This window comes from Brevundimonas sp. (assembly GCF_035627055.1).
Classification (GTDB): domain Bacteria; phylum Pseudomonadota; class Alphaproteobacteria; order Caulobacterales; family Caulobacteraceae; genus Brevundimonas.
Window position 1 is genome coordinate 1 of the sequence record NZ_DASPMM010000007.1, and the last position, 16,732, is coordinate 16,732.

At 68.8% G+C, this 16,732-nt stretch carries 19 protein-coding genes and 1 pseudogene; 6 read left to right on the forward strand and 14 right to left on the reverse strand.

Going from position 1 to position 16,732, the window contains the following annotated elements; genetic code table 11:
• Positions 1-140, forward strand: a pseudogene (locus tag VEA98_RS02395) (cell envelope biogenesis protein OmpA); the annotation flags it as partial.
• Positions 141-313: 173 nt separating this feature from the next.
• Positions 314-1,618: a UDP-glucose/GDP-mannose dehydrogenase family protein gene (locus tag VEA98_RS02400; RefSeq protein WP_324810809.1), complete on the forward strand. Its 1,305-nt coding sequence runs from the start codon at positions 314-316 to the stop codon at positions 1,616-1,618.
• Here VEA98_RS02400 and VEA98_RS02405 read toward each other — a convergent pair.
• Both VEA98_RS02405 and VEA98_RS02410 read right to left on the reverse strand, forming a co-directional pair.
• Complete coding sequence (locus VEA98_RS02405; protein WP_324810810.1) at positions 1,615-1,782, reverse strand: hypothetical protein; 168 nt, start codon at positions 1,780-1,782, stop codon at positions 1,615-1,617. The two genes, VEA98_RS02400 and VEA98_RS02405, sit on opposite strands and share 4 nt — an antisense overlap.
• 168 nt (positions 1,783-1,950) lie before the next feature.
• Positions 1,951-2,619, reverse strand: coding sequence for an OmpA family protein (locus VEA98_RS02410; RefSeq protein WP_324810811.1), 669 nt, complete (start codon positions 2,617-2,619; stop codon positions 1,951-1,953).
• A gap of 189 nt (positions 2,620-2,808) precedes the next feature.
• Here VEA98_RS02410 and VEA98_RS02415 point away from each other — a divergent pair, with 189 nt between their 5' ends.
• Positions 2,809-3,774, forward strand: coding sequence for an isopenicillin N synthase family dioxygenase (locus VEA98_RS02415; protein ID WP_324810813.1), 966 nt, complete (start codon positions 2,809-2,811; stop codon positions 3,772-3,774).
• Between the two features lie 15 nt (positions 3,775-3,789).
• Here VEA98_RS02415 and VEA98_RS02420 read toward each other — a convergent pair whose 3' ends face one another.
• From VEA98_RS02420 to VEA98_RS02460, 9 genes are all read right to left on the reverse strand, one after another.
• Positions 3,790-5,667, reverse strand: a complete 1,878-nt coding sequence (locus VEA98_RS02420) for a ubiquitin-activating E1 FCCH domain-containing protein (protein ID WP_324810815.1) — start codon at positions 5,665-5,667, stop codon at positions 3,790-3,792.
• A gap of 145 nt (positions 5,668-5,812) precedes the next feature.
• A complete protein-coding gene (locus VEA98_RS02425) occupies positions 5,813-7,684 on the reverse strand; it encodes a M2 family metallopeptidase (RefSeq protein ID WP_324810817.1) in 1,872 nt (623 codons plus the stop codon).
• A gap of 87 nt (positions 7,685-7,771) precedes the next feature.
• Positions 7,772-8,485: a monofunctional biosynthetic peptidoglycan transglycosylase gene (gene mtgA / locus VEA98_RS02430; RefSeq protein ID WP_324810819.1), complete on the reverse strand. Its 714-nt coding sequence runs from the start codon at positions 8,483-8,485 to the stop codon at positions 7,772-7,774.
• A 45-nt stretch (positions 8,486-8,530) separates the two neighbouring features.
• Positions 8,531-9,496, reverse strand: coding sequence for a WD40 repeat domain-containing protein (locus VEA98_RS02435; protein ID WP_324810821.1), 966 nt, complete (start codon positions 9,494-9,496; stop codon positions 8,531-8,533).
• Positions 9,497-9,543: 47 nt separating this feature from the next.
• Entirely contained in the window at positions 9,544-9,771 is a 228-nt protein-coding gene (locus VEA98_RS02440) for a DUF2093 domain-containing protein (protein ID WP_324810823.1), read from the reverse strand.
• Positions 9,768-10,841, reverse strand: a complete 1,074-nt coding sequence (locus VEA98_RS02445) for a GTP-binding protein (protein WP_324810825.1) — start codon at positions 10,839-10,841, stop codon at positions 9,768-9,770. The genes VEA98_RS02440 and VEA98_RS02445 overlap by 4 nt, the downstream gene beginning before the upstream one ends.
• A gap of 38 nt (positions 10,842-10,879) precedes the next feature.
• On the reverse strand, positions 10,880-11,830 hold the full coding sequence (locus VEA98_RS02450; RefSeq protein ID WP_324810827.1) for a cation diffusion facilitator family transporter: 951 nt from the start codon (positions 11,828-11,830) through the stop codon (positions 10,880-10,882).
• Between the two features lie 10 nt (positions 11,831-11,840).
• Positions 11,841-12,500 (reverse strand): hypothetical protein, encoded by a 660-nt coding sequence (locus VEA98_RS02455; protein ID WP_324810829.1) that lies wholly within the window; start codon positions 12,498-12,500, stop codon positions 11,841-11,843.
• A 64-nt stretch (positions 12,501-12,564) separates the two neighbouring features.
• On the reverse strand, positions 12,565-13,185 hold the full coding sequence (locus VEA98_RS02460; protein WP_324810831.1) for a hypothetical protein: 621 nt from the start codon (positions 13,183-13,185) through the stop codon (positions 12,565-12,567).
• A 285-nt stretch (positions 13,186-13,470) separates the two neighbouring features.
• Between VEA98_RS02460 and rplU the strand changes: the two genes are divergently transcribed.
• From rplU to VEA98_RS02475, 3 genes are all read left to right on the forward strand, one after another.
• A complete protein-coding gene (gene rplU / locus VEA98_RS02465; RefSeq protein ID WP_324810833.1) occupies positions 13,471-14,034 on the forward strand; it encodes a 50S ribosomal protein L21 in 564 nt (187 codons plus the stop codon).
• A gap of 28 nt (positions 14,035-14,062) precedes the next feature.
• A complete protein-coding gene (rpmA, locus tag VEA98_RS02470; protein ID WP_324810835.1) occupies positions 14,063-14,347 on the forward strand; it encodes a 50S ribosomal protein L27 in 285 nt (94 codons plus the stop codon).
• A gap of 164 nt (positions 14,348-14,511) precedes the next feature.
• A complete protein-coding gene (locus VEA98_RS02475; RefSeq protein WP_324811006.1) occupies positions 14,512-15,045 on the forward strand; it encodes a GNAT family N-acetyltransferase in 534 nt (177 codons plus the stop codon).
• A gap of 51 nt (positions 15,046-15,096) precedes the next feature.
• Here the strand turns inward: VEA98_RS02475 and VEA98_RS02480 are convergent, their stop codons facing one another.
• The 3 genes from VEA98_RS02480 to VEA98_RS02490 all read right to left on the reverse strand — a co-directional run bounded on the left by VEA98_RS02480 (position 15,097) and on the right by VEA98_RS02490 (position 16,620).
• Positions 15,097-15,294 carry a hypothetical protein gene (locus VEA98_RS02480; RefSeq protein ID WP_324810837.1) on the reverse strand — a complete coding sequence of 66 codons (198 nt, stop codon included), beginning with the start codon at positions 15,292-15,294 and terminating at the stop codon, positions 15,097-15,099.
• A gap of 122 nt (positions 15,295-15,416) precedes the next feature.
• Positions 15,417-16,025 (reverse strand): BA14K family protein, encoded by a 609-nt coding sequence (locus VEA98_RS02485; RefSeq protein WP_324810840.1) that lies wholly within the window; start codon positions 16,023-16,025, stop codon positions 15,417-15,419.
• 55 nt (positions 16,026-16,080) lie between these two features.
• The gene (locus VEA98_RS02490; RefSeq protein WP_324810842.1) at positions 16,081-16,620 is read right to left on the reverse strand and encodes a hypothetical protein; all 540 of its coding nucleotides are present in this window, start codon (positions 16,618-16,620) and stop codon (positions 16,081-16,083) included.
• Positions 16,621-16,732 lie beyond the last annotated feature (112 nt).

The following is a 16,732-nucleotide window of genomic DNA, read 5'->3' on the forward strand; positions in this document are numbered from 1 at the left end:
CGGACGCGCTGGTCTCCCAGGGCGTCAACGGCGGCGTGATCTCGCTGGACGGCAAGGGCGAAACCCAGCTGGCCCGCCCGACCGCCGACGGCGTTCGCGAGCCTCTGAACCGCCGCGCCACCATCGGCATCAACTTCTAGGGTTGAGGTCGAGCCCGCCTCCGACCCCGGTCGGAGGCGGACGACACGAAAAGACAGAGCCGCCGGTCCCTCACGGGGCCGGCGGTTTTGCTTGACGGACCGAAGGGGGACGGGGTGGTCAAAGTCCGGCCCGACCGCTATCTCCCGGCCACAGTTGAAAGGGGCGAACTCGCATGCGCGTCGCAATGATCGGAACGGGCTATGTGGGCCTGGTCTCGGGGGCCTGTTTCGCCGATTTCGGCCATGAGGTGACCTGCGTCGACAAGGATCCGTCCAAGATCGAGCGGCTGGAGCGAGGCGAGATCCCGATCTTCGAGCCGGGTCTGGACGACCTCGTGGCCACCAACGTCCGCGACGGCCGGCTGTCCTTCGCCCTGGACGGCGCCGAGGCGATCCGCACCGCGGACGCGGTCTTCATCGCCGTCGGCACGCCGTCGCGCCGGGGCGACGGCCATGCCGACCTGTCCTACGTCCATGCCGCCGCCGAGGAGATCGCCGGCCTGATCGAGGGCTTCACCGTCATCGTCACCAAGTCGACCGTCCCCGTGGGAACCGGGGACGAGATCGAGGCCATCATCCGCGCCCGCCGGCCAGACGCCGACTTCGCCGTGGTCTCCAATCCGGAGTTCCTGCGCGAGGGCGCGGCCATCGAGGACTTCAAGCGACCCGACCGCATCGTGGTGGGGGCCGAGGACGCGCGCGCCCAGGCGGTCATGCGCGAGCTGTACCGGCCGCTGAACCTCAACGAGACGCCGATCCTGTTCACCGGCCGCCGCACCTCGGAACTGATCAAATACGCCGCCAACGCCTTCCTGGCGATGAAGATCACCTTCATCAACGAGATGGCCGACCTGTGCGAGAAGGTCGGCGCCGACGTGCAGCAGGTCGCGCGCGGCATCGGCCTCGACAACCGGATCGGCGGCAAATTCCTGCACGCCGGGCCGGGCTACGGCGGCTCCTGCTTCCCCAAGGACACCCTCGCCCTGGTGCGCACCGCCGCCGATGCAGGCTCGCCGGTGCGGCTGATCGAGACGACGGTCGAGGTCAACGACGCGCGCAAGAAGGCCATGGCCGGCAAGGTGGCGGCCGCCATGGAGGGCGACCTGACCGGCAAGACGGTGGCCCTGCTCGGCCTGACCTTCAAGCCCAATACCGACGACATGCGCGATGCGCCCTCCCTGGACGTCGCCCCGGCCCTGATCGCCATGGGCGCGACGGTCCAGGCCTTCGATCCAGAGGGCATGGCCGAGGCCGCGCACCTGCTGCCCGGCGTCGTGTTCAAGGACGGCCCCTATGACGCCGTGGAGGGCGCCGACGTGGTGGTCATCCTGACCGAATGGGACCAGTTCCGGGCGCTGGACCTGAACCGGGTCAAGCGGCTGCTGCGCCAACCGGTGATGGTCGATCTGAGGAACGTCTACCGGCCCGAGGACATGCGGGCGCGCGGCTTCCGCTACGCCTCCATCGGGCGGAGCTAGGGCAGGGACGCGCGGATCAGCGAGGGCTGTTCGGCGGCCTGTACGTCCGCCTGCGGAAGCAGGGTGCGCCCGACGCCGATGACCAGCATGGCCGTCACCGCCGCCGACACGATGGCGATGGCGCCCAGCCTGATGCCGTCGGTGATTTCGTGGTCCGGACGCACGCGCTTCCCCCGAGTCGAACTCTGTGGGTTATCCAGCACCTGCGTCGCCGCTCGGCAAGTCACGGAACAGTGTCCGGCCACAAAAAAGGCGGAGCCGGAGCTCCGCCTTGTCTTGCCGGCGTCTGACGCTCGCCGCGCGGCGGCTGGCCGCCTGGGCGCGAATGCAGCCTAGCCGCGGAACGGGCGGATCAGGATCTCGACGCGCCGGTTCTGCGCCTTGCCCTCGGCGGTGGCGTTGGTGGCCACCGGCTGGCTCTCGCCGCGACCGTCGACGTAGAGGCGGTCGGGCAGGACGTTGCGGCTGACCAGATACTGGGCCACCGACGAGGCGCGCTGGCGCGACAGGTTCAGATTGTAGTCGTCGGCTCCGTCTGAGTCGGCATGGCCGATGATGTCGACGACCGACTGGTCGTAGCGGTTCAGCACGGCGGAGACGTCGTCCAGGGTGGCGTAGAAGCCCGGATTGATCGACGACTGGTTGGAGGCGAAGGTCACGTCCGACGGCATGCGCAGGACCAGGTTGTCGCCCTGCCGCGCCACGCCGACGCCGGATCCGGACAGTTCGGCCTCGAGGTCGCGCTGCTGACGGTCCATATAGGCGCCGACGGCGGCGCCGCCGAGGGCCCCGATGCCGGCCCCGATCAGGGCGTTCTTGCGGCCTTCCTCGGAGTTGGAGGTGTTGGTGAGATAGCCCAGCAGGGCGCCTCCGAGCGCGCCGGCGATGGCCCCCGTGCCGGTGTTGTTGCGGCGCGGAGTCGAGCTGTAGGGGTCGGTCGTCGTGCAGGCGCCGAGCAAGGCGGCGATGCTGATTCCGGTAACGATCAGTTTGGCGTGCATGGTGGGGTGGTCCTTCCAGCGTTCTGGTTGACGGCGGAACGCGGCCTTACGGTCAAGGTTCCGGTCTGTACCGCCGATGAACGGCCGACGCGGCGGATTTCTCCGCCGTCCGCGCCCGGCGCCCTTGCTTTGCCAAGATCGGCTCGCAGGGCGTATGGAAACGCCCGAATGTAGTTTTGAGGTCCCGCAATGGCTGACAGCCTGAGCTCCACCGCCGCCCGCCGCTCGATCGAGCCCGTGTCGATGACGCTGTACGACACCGACTTCCAGGCCTTCGCCGACAAGCTGGGGACCTCCTTCAAGCGCTATGGTTTTGCTGTGATCGCCGACCACGGACTGGACGAGGTGGTGATCGAGGCCGCGCTGGACGACGCCAAGGCGTTCTTCGCGCTCCCGGAAGAGGTGAAGCGCAAATACCACCAGCCGGGGACCGGCGGCGCCCGCGGGCTGACTCCGTTCGGGGTAGAGGCGGCCAAGGGCGCGGCGACCGTCGACCTGAAGGAATTCTGGCACGTCGGCCGCGAGCTGCCGGAGGGGCATCCCTACCGCAAATACATGCGGGACAATGTCTGGCCGAGCGAGATCGAAGGCTTCCGCGAGCACCTGTACGGCATGTTCACGGCCATGGACGACCTCGGCCGCAAGATCCTGCGCGCCATCGCCCGTTCCCTCGAACTCGGCGACGACTTCTTCGAGGACAAGGTCGAACTGGGCAATTCGATCCTGCGCATGCTGCACTATCCGCCGGTGCCGGCGGATGCGCCCGGCGTGCGGGCCGGAGCGCACGAGGACATCAACGTCATCACCCTGCTGCTCGGCGCCGAGGAGGCCGGGCTGCAACTCAAGGACGCCGACGGCGAATGGCTCGACATCGCGCCGCCGCCGAACGCCCTGGTGGTCAACATCGGCGACATGCTGCAGCGGCTGACCAACCACGTCTTACCGTCGACGACGCACCGGGTGGTCAATCCGGCCCCGGAGCGGCGCGGCTTCGCCCGCTATTCGACGCCGTTCTTCCTGCACTTCAACCCGGACTTCGTGATCGAGACCCTGCCGACCATGGTCTCGGACGAGAACCCCGACCGCTACGAGGGCAAGGCGATCATGGCCGAGGACTTCCTGACCGAGCGGCTGAAGGAAATCCGGCTGATCTAGAGGGCCGCCCGCCGGCTATTTTGAGATGCGGAGCTGGGTGATGTCCCGGCCGATGGCGGCGAAGGCGTCGGACAGGTCGCCGCCGCTGCCGGCGAGGTAGAAATTCGTCGGGCTTGAGGCGCAGGCCTGCAGCATGTTGGCCGCGTCGCCGCCGGCGGTGATCTGGAAGCCGACGGTGTAGACGAGGACGCCCCGGGCCTTCATCGCCGTGCACATCGCCCGGCCCTGGTCGAACGGGTCGCCATTGTCGGCCCCGCAATCGATCTTCTCGGAATTGCTGCCCGAGCCGCTGCCGGCGTCGCGCGAAATCACGCCCGAGCAGTAGGGGGTGTTGAACTCGCCGTCGGTCATGATGATCACGGCCTTCAGCGTTTCGGCCGTGTTGTAGGCGGCGGCCCCGTTCGAGGGCCACAGCGAGTTGAAGTTCGGCGACACCATGTACCAGCCCCAGCCGATGCCGATCTGGCCGGCCGTCGAGCCCTCGACGTTATAGCTGTCGATGGTGCTCTTCAGGGCGCTCCTGTTGCTGGACAACGGCTGGATGACCGCATCGAGGCAGGGGTTGGAGGAGCCCGGATAGTTGCGTCCGACCCGCGCGCTGGACGGCGCGGCGTCGGTATAGGCCTCCGAACCGGTGCGCTCGGTCACGCAGGCGCTGATCTGGTGGGTCGTCAGGTCGCCGTACATGTTCTCGAAGGCGAAATAGGTGCAGCCCTGCTGGGCGCACCACGCCCTGCCGCCCGAGGTGTAGGGGCTCAGCGCCGTCAGGTCCGGATCGATGGTGAAGGTGTTGGTGGTGACGTTGCCGACGAGATAGGTCCCGTTGTTGATCTGGGTCATGCCGTTTACACCCGTGATGTAAACGTACTGGTTGTTGATCATGCCGTGGTTGTTCGAGGTGATGGTCACCGAACAGTCGTTGTTCTGGCAGCGCCGCACCTTGGCGTTGCCGGAGTAGGTGTTGTAATTCCGGCCGTCGACGCGGCTTCCGCCCACCGTATACAGCTCGAAGGTGTTGGTGGTCTTGTTGCGGACCCGGTAGGCCTTGTTGTTCAGCTGGGTCATGCCGGTAGCGCCGGTGATCCAGATGATGTCGTCGTTGTTGAAACCGTGGCTGGCGGAGGTGATGACGACCGGCCGGTCCTTGGTCGCGGAGGTGATGCTCTTTTCCGTGCCGGTCAGGTTGATCACGGCGCCGGTGATATTGGTTGAGGTCAGCGGCGTGCCGCGCACCGCGTTGGCGCTGGAGCCGACGTTGACGCCCATCGAATAGGGCACCAGCGCCAGCTTGGAATAGTAGGGCGTCTGCACGGGCTGGACGATGATGTCGACGAGGTCCTTGGCCGCGGCCTTCAGGTCCCTGATGCGATCGCCGGCCATCGAGCCGGTGACGTCGAGCACCAGGGCGACCTCGATATTGCGAGACGAGCGGTCGACCTCGGAGTGGCCGCCGACCGGCAGATAGTCGTCCATCAGCTGGCCGTAGGGCGGCAGGAAGATGTTGGCGACCAGGGTCTTCACCTGCACCCGGGCGTCGGCGACGACCACATCCTCGTCGTCGAGGGTGAAGTGGGTCTGATCCTCCTCGAGCGTCACATTCGGATAGGCCTGCAGATTGGCCCTCAGGGCGGCGAGGCCGACGCGCTGCAGGTCGGCGTCCTCGGTGTAGGGAGAGCGGGCGGCGGCCAGGGCCGCGGCGTCGAGCGCGTCCTGCAGGTTGACCTTGACGGTGGACATCCGGTGGATGTCCACGCCGCCGAAGGTCATCAGGATCAGCACGGGCAGGCTCAGGCCGAACAGCATGGCGACGTTGCCGCGCACGTCCGCCGCCAGGCGGCGCGCGAGGCCCCCCGCACCGCCCAATGCCCCGTCAATCCAGGTCTTCAGCCCCATCGCCGTTCCAGCCGTCGTCCCGCCGGGGGCGCACGCCGCCCACGGTCTTCAGCATGAGTTTGGCGCAAGGCGGTTAAGAGAAGCGTCAACAGCGAAAGTTAATGACCCGCGTTCTGCGAAACCTGGCCAGCGTCCCTGGCGGCGGTCAGGCGCTCCAGCCGCAGTCCTTGCCGCGGTTCTGCTCGGTCAGCCAGACGTTCAGGGGGGCGAAATAGTCCGCGATGGCCGAGGCGTCGTTCTCGCGCTGGCCGGTGAAGGCCTGCATCGCCTCGGGCCACGGGCGCGACTGGCCCATCTCCATCATGGCGTTGAAGCGCTCGCCGACTTCCTTGTTGCCGTAGATCGAGCAGCGGTGCAGCGGCCCGGTCCAGCCCGCCTGCTCGCAGGCGGCCTTGTGGAACTGGAACTGGTAGATGTGCGCCAGGAAGTAGCGGGTGTACGGCGTGTTGCCCGGAATGTGGTATTTCGCGCCTGGGTCGAAGGCGTTCTCCGGACGCGGTCCCGGCGGCGTCAGACCCTGGTAGCGCAGCATGTCGGCGGTCCAGGCGTCGTTGTATTCCTCCGGCGTGGTCTCGCCGTTGAAGACGCCCCAGCGCCAGCGGTCGACCATCAGGCCGAACGGCAGGAAGGCGATCTTGTCGAGCGCCATCTTGAGCAGGAAGGGAATGTCCTCCTCCTCACCCGGGACCGTGTCGAGCAGGCCGATCTGGTTCAGATAGGTCGGGGTCAGGGCTGACAGGCCGACGAAGTCGCCGATCGCCTCGTGGAAGCCGTCGTTCGCCCCGTTCTTGAACAGGAACGGCTGATCCTTGTAGGCGCGCTGGTAGTAGTTGTGCCCGAGCTCGTGGTGGACGGTGTAGAAGTCGTCGCCGTTCACCTGGGTGCACATCTTGATGCGGATGTCCTCGAGGTTGTCGAGGTCCCAGGCCGAGGCGTGGCAGACCACTTCGCGGCCCTCCGGGCGGGTGATCATCGATCGCTCCCAGAAGGTTTGGGGCAGCGGGTCGAGGCCCATCGAGACGTAGAAATTCTCGCCCGTCTTGACCATTTTCGCGGCGTCGTAGTCCGCGGCCTCGAGCAATTCGGTCAGGTCATAGCTGGACTCACCGCCCGAGGACGGAGCCACCACGTCATAGATATTGCCCCACTGCTGCGACCACATATTGCCGAGCAGATCGGCGCGGATCGGTCCGGTCTCGGGCTGGACGGCGTCGCCGTAGCGGGCGTTCAGCCGGTCCCGCACATAGCAGTGCAGGTTTTCGTAGAACGGCTTGACCTGCTCCCACAGGCGATCCGTCTCGGCCGCGAAGGCGTCGGGCTCCATGTCGTAGCCGGCCCGCCACATGGCCCCGGTGTCGGCGAAGCCGAGCTCGCGCGAACCCTCGTTGGCGATCTCGACCATGCGGGCGTAGTCGTCAGCCATCACCGGCGAGACGGTGCGCCAGCCCTCGTAGAGGGCCTTCAGCTCGGCCGGGTCGCGGCTCTCGGCCATCAGGATGCTGGCTTCGTCGAGGGTGATCTGCCGACCCTTGAACTCGAATTTGCCCGTGGCGTAGGTCGAATCGAGGCGGGTGGTGATCTGGGCCAGCTCGGCCGCCGCGCCGGGCCGGTTCGGGGCGGGCAGCACGATGCCGAGGCGCAGCAGGTTCAGCTTGCGGCGCACATCCTCGGGGACCTGAACATCGTTGAAGCGGGCCGCGCCGTTGGCCAGTTCGACCTGCAGCTCGGTGTATTCGGCGTTGATCCGGCTCTCCAGCCACATCGTGTCGTGGGTGATGTTGGTGGCCCGGGTCCACTGGATGCGCGCGGCCTCCTCGCTGAGGGCGGCGAGGCGCTGCTCGGCCTGGGCCACGAACTCCGCGGCGGCTTCGGCGGTCGCGGCGGGAGCGGCGGCGGCGTCCGCAGAGGTCGCAGCGGCGTCGTTGACAGCCCCGGGCGCCTGTGCGCCGAAGGCGGCGCAGCCGGCCGTGGTCATGAGGGCGCAGGCGGCGGCGGCCGTCATCAGGGTGCGTTTCATGGAGATCCTCCCGGGGCGTTCAGGCGGTTGCTCCGCCTTTTCGGCGCGCAGGTGAGGCGAGCGGAGCCGTGCCGTCAAGCGTAACGGTTAACCCAGCACGCAGGCGGCGAGGCCGTCATTGCGCACCGTGCCCATCGCCGCCTGCACACGCGATGCCCGCCGGCGCACATAGGGGCCGGGCGAGCCAGCGTTGTATCGCCGGGGCGACGGCAGGATGGCCGCCAGCCGGGCCGCCTCGCGCGCGCTGAGATCGGCGGCGGACTTGCCGAACCAGTGCCGTGCCGCGGCCTCGGCGCCGTAGACGCCCGGGGCCCACTCGGCCACGTTGAGATAGACCTCCATGACCCGGCGCTTGCCCCAGAGGGTCTCGATCAGGACGGTGTAGCCGGCCTCCAGTCCCTTGCGGATCCAGTCCCGGCCCGGCCAGAGGAAGACATTCTTGGCGGTCTGCTGGCTGATGGTGGAGCCGCCGCGGATGCGCTTGCCGCCGCGCTTCTCGGCCCGGGCGTTTGCTTTAAGGGCCTTCTCGATGGCCCTGATGTCGAAGCCGCGGTGGGCGCAAAAGGCCGAGTCCTCCGAAGCGATCACGGCCTCGACCAGCCGCGGCGAGATGTCGTCGAGCGAGCGCCAGCGATAGGACAGCCCCTCCCCTTCGATCACCCGGCTGACCATCAGGAAGGTCGTGGGCGGAGCGACGAAGCGATGGATCCCGACGCTGACCAGCAACAGAACGACAAGCGCCAGGACGACGGTCAGGACCGGCCGCCCCTTTTTCTTCACGGTCCCGGTCAGCCCCGACATCCGGCGATGGTGACGCGGGAGGGCGGCCGGGCGCAAGGGCGCAGGTCAGACGTCGGCGACGCAGGCCTGACCGTCCTCGTCCGCCCAGGCGACGCGGGAGGCGTCGCCGCTCATGGCCAGGGCGGTGATCGGCGCCCCCTTCTCCGCCTTGAGGAAGTTCAGGCCCCGTCCCGCCGGATCGGCCAGCCAGACCCGGCCGTCGTCAAGACCGGCGGCGAGGACGCCATGCCGCGGTTGCGAGGCCACGACGGCGACCAGACTGCCCTCGTTGAAGCCGATCTCGGTGGCCTCGCGGCCCATGGGCCCGTTGGAGCCGACGAACGGCCACAGCACCGCGCCCTGGGCCCCGGATGTCGCGAGCAGCGAGCCGTTGGACAGGAAGCTCATCGCCCGGACCTTGGACGGATAACCGCCCATGCGCAGGTTCTTCTGGTCCTTGATGCGCCAGCCGTGCAGCTGGTTGTCCTGCATGGCGGTGATCACGAAGGCGCCGTCCGGCGACCAGGCCACGGCGGTGTGCGATCCGGCCCATTTGAGGAAGGTCGGCTTCTGGTCGGCGATGCGGGCGAACCACAGGGCCGCGCCGCCGTAGGTGGAGGTCGCGAGACGCCGGCCCTTCGGCTCAAAGGCGACGCCCGAGACGGTGCGTTCGTGGACGAAATCGCGGCGGAAGCCGGCGTCCTTCGCATCGATGACCGACAGGGTCTTGCCGGCCGAGAAAGCCACCAGGCCACTCTCGGCCGAGGCGTCGATGGCGTCGATCCATTGGCCCTTCGATGTGGCCAGCACGCCGGCCTCTTCACGCCGGTGCCAGATCACCCGGCCGTCGTCGCCGCCGGTGACGACGCCGTCGCCGGACGGATGGCCAGCGGCGCACAGGATGGCGCCGTCATGGGCGGCGCTGAACGCGCCGTCCTCGAAGCGCACGGAGCCGTCGCCGAGGGCGAAGACGGCGCCGGACCGGTCGAACAGGGCGGCGGTGACCTGGGCGTCGTAGGTGTGGGTCTTCATGGGGTCCGTTTAGACGGCGCGCGACGGACGTCAACGCGCGCTGCGTGTCAGCCGCGGCCGTGCGTTTCCAGCCAGCGCTGGTTCATCAGCGTCGCGCTGGCGTAGGCCTCCTGCAACTCGACGCTCCAGTAGTTCAGGCGGTCCAGCGGGATCGGTTTGCCCGAGACCGCGCAGACCACATAGTCGCCGGGCTTCAGCACGTCGAAGTCGGGCGTGCCGTAGCGCAGGGTCGCCTGGCGGGTCTCCATCGACAGCGGCTTGGGCGGCGGGTTCATGCGGCGCAGGCCTCGAAGCCCTGGCGCAGTTCGGCTTCGTCGAGATCGCGGCCGATGAAGACGGCGCGCGACCAGCGGCGTTCGAGCGCGCCCCACGGCTTCTGCAGCTCGCCCTCGAGGATCATGTGCACGGCCTGGAAGACGAGGCGTTTGTCCTCGCCGGCGACGTCGATGATGCCCTTGGCGCGCAGGATGTTCTGGCCCTGCTCGCCCAGCAGGCGGTCGAGCCAGGCGGTGAATTTGGTCCCGTCCATCGGCCGGTCGAGCGACAGGGAGATGCCCTTGATGTCGTCCTCGTGGGCATGGCCGCGCGCGCCGTGGGCGTGCTCGTGCTCGTGCTCGTGCGCGTGGTCGTGGCCGTGGTGGTCGTGGCCGCAGTGTTCGTCGTGGACGTGGCCCGCCTCGCCGTGGGCGGGGTTGGCGAACTCGGGATTGATGTCGAGGATGCGCTCCAGATCGAAAGCCCCGAGCCCCAGCACCTGGTCGAGCGGCACATTGGCGCGCTCGGCGCGAGTGATGGGCGCCAGCGGGTTGAGCTTGCGCAGCCGGCGTTCGACTTCGGCCAGTTCGCCCTCCGAGGCGAGGTCGACCTTGTTGAGGATGATGCGGTCGGCGAAGGCGACCTGTTCGCGGGCTTCCTTGCTGTCATCCAGCCGGGCCATGACGTGCTTGGCGTCGACGAGGGCGGTGACGCTGTCGAGCTGGGTCTTGGCCTTGACGTCCTCGTCGACGAAGAAGGTCTGGGCCACGGGGCCGGGATCGGCGAGGCCCGTGGTCTCGACGATGATGGCGTCGAAGGCCGGCTTGCCCGGGCGCTGGCGCTTCATCAGGCCGGCGACGACGCGGATCAGGTCGCCACGCACGGTGCAGCAGACGCAGCCGTTATTCATCTCGAACACGTCCTCGTCGGCGCCGACCACCAGGTCGTTGTCGATGCCGATCTCGCCGAACTCGTTGACGATGACGGCGTAGCGCTTGCCGTGATCCTCGGTGAGGATGCGGTTGAGCAGGGTGGTCTTGCCGGCGCCGAGGTAGCCGGTGAGGACGGTGACGGGGATCTTGTCTGACATGGGCCGCTAGATGGCGGCTGCGGGGCCGCTTGTGAAGGTCAGCAGTCCGGACAATCCGGCAGCGGGCCGGCTTCGAGCTGCAGGGTGGTGTGGTGGATGGAGAAGCGGGCGCGCGCCATCCGGTGCGCCTCGGCCAGCAGGGCCTCCGGATCGGACCGGTCATGGACGAGGTGGGCCGTCAGGGCGGTGTCGGTCGTCGACAGGCCCCAGACGTGCAGGTCGTGCACGGCGCTGACCCCTGGGATGGACAGGAAGGCGGCGCGGACCGCCTCGACGTCGACCCCGCGCGGGGCCGCGTCGAGGGCCAGGTTGACCGAGTCCTTGAGCAGGCCCCAGGTGCCGAACAGGATCACGGCGACGATGGCCAGGCTGACCAGCGGGTCGATGATCGACCAGCCGGTGAACAGGATCGCAGCGCCGGCGATGACGACGCCGATCGACACCGCGGCGTCGGCGAGCATGTGGAGGTAGGCCCCGCGCGCGTTCAGGTCCGAGTGCTGGTCGCGCATGAACAGCAGGGCCGTGCCGAGATTGATGAGGATGCCGACGCCCGCCACCATCATGACGATCCGGGACTGGACCTCGGCGCCCGCGTCCAGCCGCTGGACCGCCTCCAGCGCGATGGCTCCGCAGGCGAAGATCAGCAGCAGGGCGTTGGCCAGCGCCGCCAGCACCGTCGCCTTGCCGTAGCCGTAGGTCTTCTGGGGCCCGCCGGCCCGCCGCGCCAGCCAGGCCGCGCCGCCGGCCATGGCCAACCCCAGCACGTCCGACAGATTGTGCCCGGCGTCGGCCAGCAGGGCCGTCGATCCGCTCCACAGCCCGGCCCCGACCTCGCAGGCGACGAAGGCGAGATTGACGATCAGGCCGACGGCGTAGCGCCAGTCCCCTGTGTCGACGGGTCCGTGGTGATGACCGTGCGCGTGGCCATGATCGTGAGCGGCGTGGTCATGGCCGGCGTGGTCGGGAGAAGGGCCTTGGGCGTGCGCCATCCGTAGTGCTTTAGGGCCGATACAGGACGACGAGAAGTCCGATCGCGATCAGCGCCAGGCCGAGCACCGCGCCCTCGTATTGCGCCCAGCGCTCGAGCCGCAACACCGACCATCCCGCCCGGGCCAGAAGGGTGAACAGGGCCATGCCCAGCACCGTCCCGGCCGCGAACACCACCGTCAGGGCCGCCAGCACGGCGACGCCGCCCTGGGCCTGGTTCAGGTAGAAGGGCAGAAGCACCTCGCCAGGGGAAATCGCCATCGTCGCCACCAGGGCGCCGAAGGCCGCGGCGTCGGAGACGGCGGGGCCGGCCGTCTCCAGCGCCGGGCCGCCGGCGAGCTGGGGCCGCCGGATCACGGCGCGGACCAGATAGAAGCCGCCGAACACGAACAGCAGGATCGCCGACAGATACGGCAGCAGGCCGGAGACCCACTGGTCCAGCGCCAGTCCGGCCACCACGATCAGTCCGCCCACCAGAGCCGTCGAGGCTACGTGGGCCAGACCCGCGGCCACCACGGCGGCCATGATGCGGTCGAGCCGCCAGCGCTGCGCGCGTCCGACCAGAACGAACGGCAACCAGTGCGTCGGCAGGGCCGCATGCAGGAAGGCCGTGGCGAAACCGCCGCCCAGCAGGGACAGCAGGATGGTCTGGTCGAGGTCGGGCGGCGTCATCCCCGGCCCTGTAGCGTGTTACTTTATAACAGTCGAGAGCGCGGCCCGATTTGGCCGGACCCGATCAGAACAGCCAGTCGTCGTGGACGTGGCCGAAGAAGCCCGTGTCGACGGTCAGGGCGCCATCCGGATCGAGGGTCAGCATATGGCCGGACAGGCCGGCCTCCCGACCGAGGCTGTCGCGCATCACCATGAAGGCGTCGGCGTCCGGATCGGTCCCCGTTCCCGGCAGGACCAGGGGCAGATCCGCATCCTTCGACAGGATGAAGTCGTCGTCGGCCAAGCGCGGCAGAATCTCGACCCAGTCGGGACCGGAAAGGACCGGCGGCGCCACGACGACGCTGCTCACGGGCTCCGCGTGCGCGGTCGCCGGGGTCTGATCGAAGACGGTCCCGGATGCGTTCCCGAGGGGAATGAATGCGTCCCAGGCCCAGCCGTCACCGTCGCTGGTCAGCTTTGCAGGGGTTCGCAAGGTGACGCTCGCCACATCGCCGTCGCCGTCCAGCCCGCCGGCCGCGTCTCCAGCGCCGCTCATGCGCGGGCCCACGATCCGGTCCAGAAGGTTCGCGTCGTCCAGCGCCCTGACGGCGCCGCTGCGGTCCTGCAGGGCGTCATCGCCGTCCCCCGCCGCCGGGACGAACAGGAGGCTCTGGTCCCCTGTCCGAAATGTCTTGCGGATGCTCATGAGCGTCCCCCACGACCCGAGCGCCAAGGACGGCCGGTGCGGCCGAGATGACAAACGTCGTTATCTATCATTACCGCTGCACGGCCCGAGGCGCAATCATGCTGCGGGCGGCGCGGCCCCACTGTCGCCTCACCCCGTCGCGGGTGAGCGCCGGACCCTCCGAAATGCCCCGAAAGGCCGGGTTTCGCGTTGACTCGGCGACCCCCTTCCGTATATGTCGCCGCTCTTCGCCCGAGGGGGACCCCCGTCGGGCTTATTCTTTTTGCGTTTCGCTGAGGCTTCAACATGTACGCGGTGATCAAGACCGGCGGCAAGCAGTACCGGGTTCAACCGGGCGACGTCATCGTGGTCGAGAAGCTCGACGGCGAGGCCGGCTCCAACGTGTCGTTCGGCGACGTGCTGATGCTGGGCGGCGACAAGGGCATCACCCTGGGCGCCCCGACGATCGCCGGCGCGACGGTCGCGGCGACGCTGGTCGAAACCCGCAAGGGCGAGAAGATCAAGATCTTCAAGAAGATCCGTCGTCAGGGCTATCGCCGGACCAACGGCCATCGCCAGATGGAGTCGGTCCTGCGCATCACCGGCATCGAAGGCGCCGGCGAGAAGGCCAAGTGGGACGGCGAGACCTCGCTGATGACCAAGGCCGAAATGAACGCCCGCGCCCGCGGCCTGGCCCCGCGCGTCGAAGAGACCGAAGCCAAGCCGGCGAAGAAGGCCGCGGCTCCGAAGGCCGCCAAGGCCGAGGTCGCTCCGGCGACCGAAGCCGCCGCTGAAAAGCCCGCCGCCAAGAAGGCTCCGGCCAAGAAGGCCGCGCCCAAGGCCAAGCCCGCTTCCACCGACGAAGCGTAAGAACAGTTAGAGACAAGGGAGCAGACCTATGGCTCACAAGAAATCCGGTGGTTCGTCGCGCAACGGTCGCGACTCCGAGTCGAAGCGCCTCGGCGTGAAGAAGTTCGGCGGCGAGCGCGTGCTGGCCGGCAACATCCTCGTGCGTCAGCGCGGCACCACCTTCCACCCGGGTGAGAACGTCGGCCTCGGCCGCGACCACACCCTGTTCGCCACCGCCACCGGCTCGGTCAAATTCACCACCAAGCGTGGCGGCCGATGCTACGTGTCGATTCTTCCGGCCAACGACGCCATGCCGGCCATGGCCGCCGAATAGCGCGAACGGAACACCACCCGGATCGCGCAAGGCTCAAGAGCCGCGATCCGGACCAAGGGAATCATTTCCGCGGGGAGTCTGGATCACCAGGCTCCCCGTTTTCGTTCCCCGCCTCGAAGCCGTCCGAGCCCTCCAAGGAGGCGGCGTACTGGATGAGGCTCAGCATGTGCGTGATCGAACCCTCTCCCGTCATCGAGACGCGGCGGCTGGCGCTGCGTGCGCCGGGGCCGCAGGACGCCAGCCGGCTGGCCGCGCTCGCCAACGATCCGGACATCGCGCGGATGACCCTGCGCATGCCCCATCCCTATTCGGTGGACGACGCCGAGGCCTTCGTCCTGGCCGTCGCGGGACAGGACCCGGCGCGGGCCGCGACCTTCCTGATCGAGCATGAGGACCATGGGCCGGTCGGCGTCATCGGTCTGTTCGAGGACAGCGATCCGGCGCCCGAGGTGGGCTACTGGATCGGTCGCCCCTTCTGGGGCCGCGGCTATGCGACGGAGGCCCTGCAGGGCGCGCTGGCCTGGGCGGCGAAGCGCTGGCGGCGGCGGGCGCTGGTGGCCGGCCACTTCACCGACAACCCCGCCTCGGGCCGCGTGCTGGAGAAGGCCGGCTTCCTCTACACGGGCGAGGTCCGCAAGGGGTTCAGCAAGGCGCGTGGCGCCGACGCCCGGACGCGGCGGATGGTCTGGCTGGCCTGACGGTAAGGCGCGCTACGCTCGCCGCGCGGCGGCTCGCTGCTTGAGCGCGGTCTAACCGAACAGCGTCGACCCGAACACGGCCGCCAGGGCGACAGCGCCGCCGGCCACGGCCACGACCGCGCCGGCGATGAAGGCCATCCAGGTGCGCGCGGCGCGCTGGCGGCGAAGGCCGCTGGTCTTGACCGACCGCAGCATGACGCCGGGCTTGGGCCCGAAGACTTCCGAGCCTGAAATATTGTGCTGGGACATGAACGCGCTCCCTGATCCACCGCCCCTTGCGGGTCAGGAGGAGCGAAGCGGTGCGGACAAGGCGAAACAATGGCGAACGCCGCTCACCCACTGTTCCGTGATCGGATGAACCGCGTTCCGAGTCAGCCGCAGAAGATCAGACGGCCGCTGTACGCCCGGTAATAGCCGCTGCCCGGATCGTAGGAGCGGTAGGTGGCGCGGCACCAGTCGATGCGTCCCGGATCCCGGCCGCCGCTGTAGCCGCGGCGATCATAGCCGCCCCGGCCGTCCGGATAGACGAGGTCGGGCCGCCCATAGGCCCCGTAGTAGGCCGTTCCGGTCGGCTCGTGGCCGTAGCCATAGCCCTGGCCGTAGCCGCGGCGGCGGGTCGAATAGCGGCCGTCGTAACCGTAGCGGTATCCATGGCCGTAGCTGTGACCGTAGCCGTAGTTGCCGCTGTAGCCGGCGAGGGCCCGATAGTCGCGCCGCGCCTGCGGGCTGACGCGGCGGCGCTGATCGCGCCAGCGGGCCCCGCAGTCGGTGCGGTTGGCGTCCCAGAAGGCGTCGCAGCGGTAGTCCCCCGGCCGGTCCAGCTGGCTGCGCCAGTCGAAGGCCGACGGAGCCCAGTTCGATCCGCCGCGGTGATGTCCATAGCCGCTGTTGTGTCCCCAGGACTGGGCCGCCGCCGGGCCGGCCACGACCAGGGCGCAACCGGCGGCGAGGATCAGGGCAGTCAGGAAGGGGCGGCGCATGGTTAATCCTCCAGAGCGGCCCGGTACGCGGCCTGAAAAGACTGACGGTGAACGCTTACAGGGTGACGGAGATGCGCCCGCTGCGGGTGTCGACGTGGCGCATCAGGACGACGCGGTCATCCCCGCCGGCGCTGACCGGCGCGATGATGAACCAGCCGCCGTCAGGCAGGCCGGAAAAGCTGAACCGGCCATTCTGGCAGGTCGTCGAACGGACGTAGGAACGGTAGTCGGCGTTCGGATCGGCCACGGTCCGGGCCCGGACGATGGCTTCCGGCACGGCGGCCCGGTCCGTGGAGCCGTAGAGGGTGCGGAAGCGCGCGCGGGTGTAGGGCGTGTCCGGGGTCAGGCCGACCGAGCCGGTGCAGCTGAACGCCTGGCCGCCCCGGCGATAGTCGATCCGCCCGTCGATCGAGGCGCTGCCGGACCGGGTGGACCAGGCGAAGTCATCAGCCCGGAACACGCCGGGGGCCGACCGGGGGCCCGGACCGAACCCGCCATCCATCGGAACGGTCTCGCACGCCGCCAGCAGACCGCCGAGCGCCAGGGCCGCGACCAGCGGAAGAACGGGTTTGCGGGGGGTCATCTGGGCGGCCATGGGCTCTCTCCGTCACGGGTGCGGGTCGAACATCCGGATGAGACGCTGAACGCCGCGGCAAGGTCAAGGTTGCGAGCCCCGGGACGCTGGTCCAAAAGCTCGGGCAACCCGG

What these genes read in the sequence shown, in the direction of transcription:
- VEA98_RS02400 (WP_324810809.1), top strand. Translation starts at nt 314, where the DNA reads ATGCGCGTCGCAATGATCGGAACGGGCTATGTGGGCCTGGTCTCGGGG.
- VEA98_RS02410 (WP_324810811.1), bottom strand. Translation starts at nt 2,619, where the DNA reads ATGCACGCCAAACTGATCGTTACCGGAATCAGCATCGCCGCCTTGCTC.
- VEA98_RS02415 (WP_324810813.1), top strand. Translation starts at nt 2,809, where the DNA reads ATGGCTGACAGCCTGAGCTCCACCGCCGCCCGCCGCTCGATCGAGCCC.
- VEA98_RS02420 (WP_324810815.1), bottom strand. Translation starts at nt 5,667, where the DNA reads ATGGGGCTGAAGACCTGGATTGACGGGGCATTGGGCGGTGCGGGGGGC.
- VEA98_RS02425 (WP_324810817.1), bottom strand. Translation starts at nt 7,684, where the DNA reads ATGAAACGCACCCTGATGACGGCCGCCGCCGCCTGCGCCCTCATGACC.
- mtgA (WP_324810819.1), bottom strand. Translation starts at nt 8,485, where the DNA reads ATGTCGGGGCTGACCGGGACCGTGAAGAAAAAGGGGCGGCCGGTCCTG.
- VEA98_RS02435 (WP_324810821.1), bottom strand. Translation starts at nt 9,496, where the DNA reads ATGAAGACCCACACCTACGACGCCCAGGTCACCGCCGCCCTGTTCGAC.
- VEA98_RS02440 (WP_324810823.1), bottom strand. Translation starts at nt 9,771, where the DNA reads ATGAACCCGCCGCCCAAGCCGCTGTCGATGGAGACCCGCCAGGCGACC.
- VEA98_RS02445 (WP_324810825.1), bottom strand. Translation starts at nt 10,841, where the DNA reads ATGTCAGACAAGATCCCCGTCACCGTCCTCACCGGCTACCTCGGCGCC.
- VEA98_RS02450 (WP_324810827.1), bottom strand. Translation starts at nt 11,830, where the DNA reads ATGGCGCACGCCCAAGGCCCTTCTCCCGACCACGCCGGCCATGACCAC.
- VEA98_RS02455 (WP_324810829.1), bottom strand. Translation starts at nt 12,500, where the DNA reads ATGACGCCGCCCGACCTCGACCAGACCATCCTGCTGTCCCTGCTGGGC.
- VEA98_RS02460 (WP_324810831.1), bottom strand. Translation starts at nt 13,185, where the DNA reads ATGAGCATCCGCAAGACATTTCGGACAGGGGACCAGAGCCTCCTGTTC.
- rplU (WP_324810833.1), top strand. Translation starts at nt 13,471, where the DNA reads ATGTACGCGGTGATCAAGACCGGCGGCAAGCAGTACCGGGTTCAACCG.
- rpmA (WP_324810835.1), top strand. Translation starts at nt 14,063, where the DNA reads ATGGCTCACAAGAAATCCGGTGGTTCGTCGCGCAACGGTCGCGACTCC.
- VEA98_RS02475 (WP_324811006.1), top strand. Translation starts at nt 14,512, where the DNA reads ATGTGCGTGATCGAACCCTCTCCCGTCATCGAGACGCGGCGGCTGGCG.
- VEA98_RS02480 (WP_324810837.1), bottom strand. Translation starts at nt 15,294, where the DNA reads ATGTCCCAGCACAATATTTCAGGCTCGGAAGTCTTCGGGCCCAAGCCC.
- VEA98_RS02485 (WP_324810840.1), bottom strand. Translation starts at nt 16,025, where the DNA reads ATGCGCCGCCCCTTCCTGACTGCCCTGATCCTCGCCGCCGGTTGCGCC.
- VEA98_RS02490 (WP_324810842.1), bottom strand. Translation starts at nt 16,620, where the DNA reads ATGGCCGCCCAGATGACCCCCCGCAAACCCGTTCTTCCGCTGGTCGCG.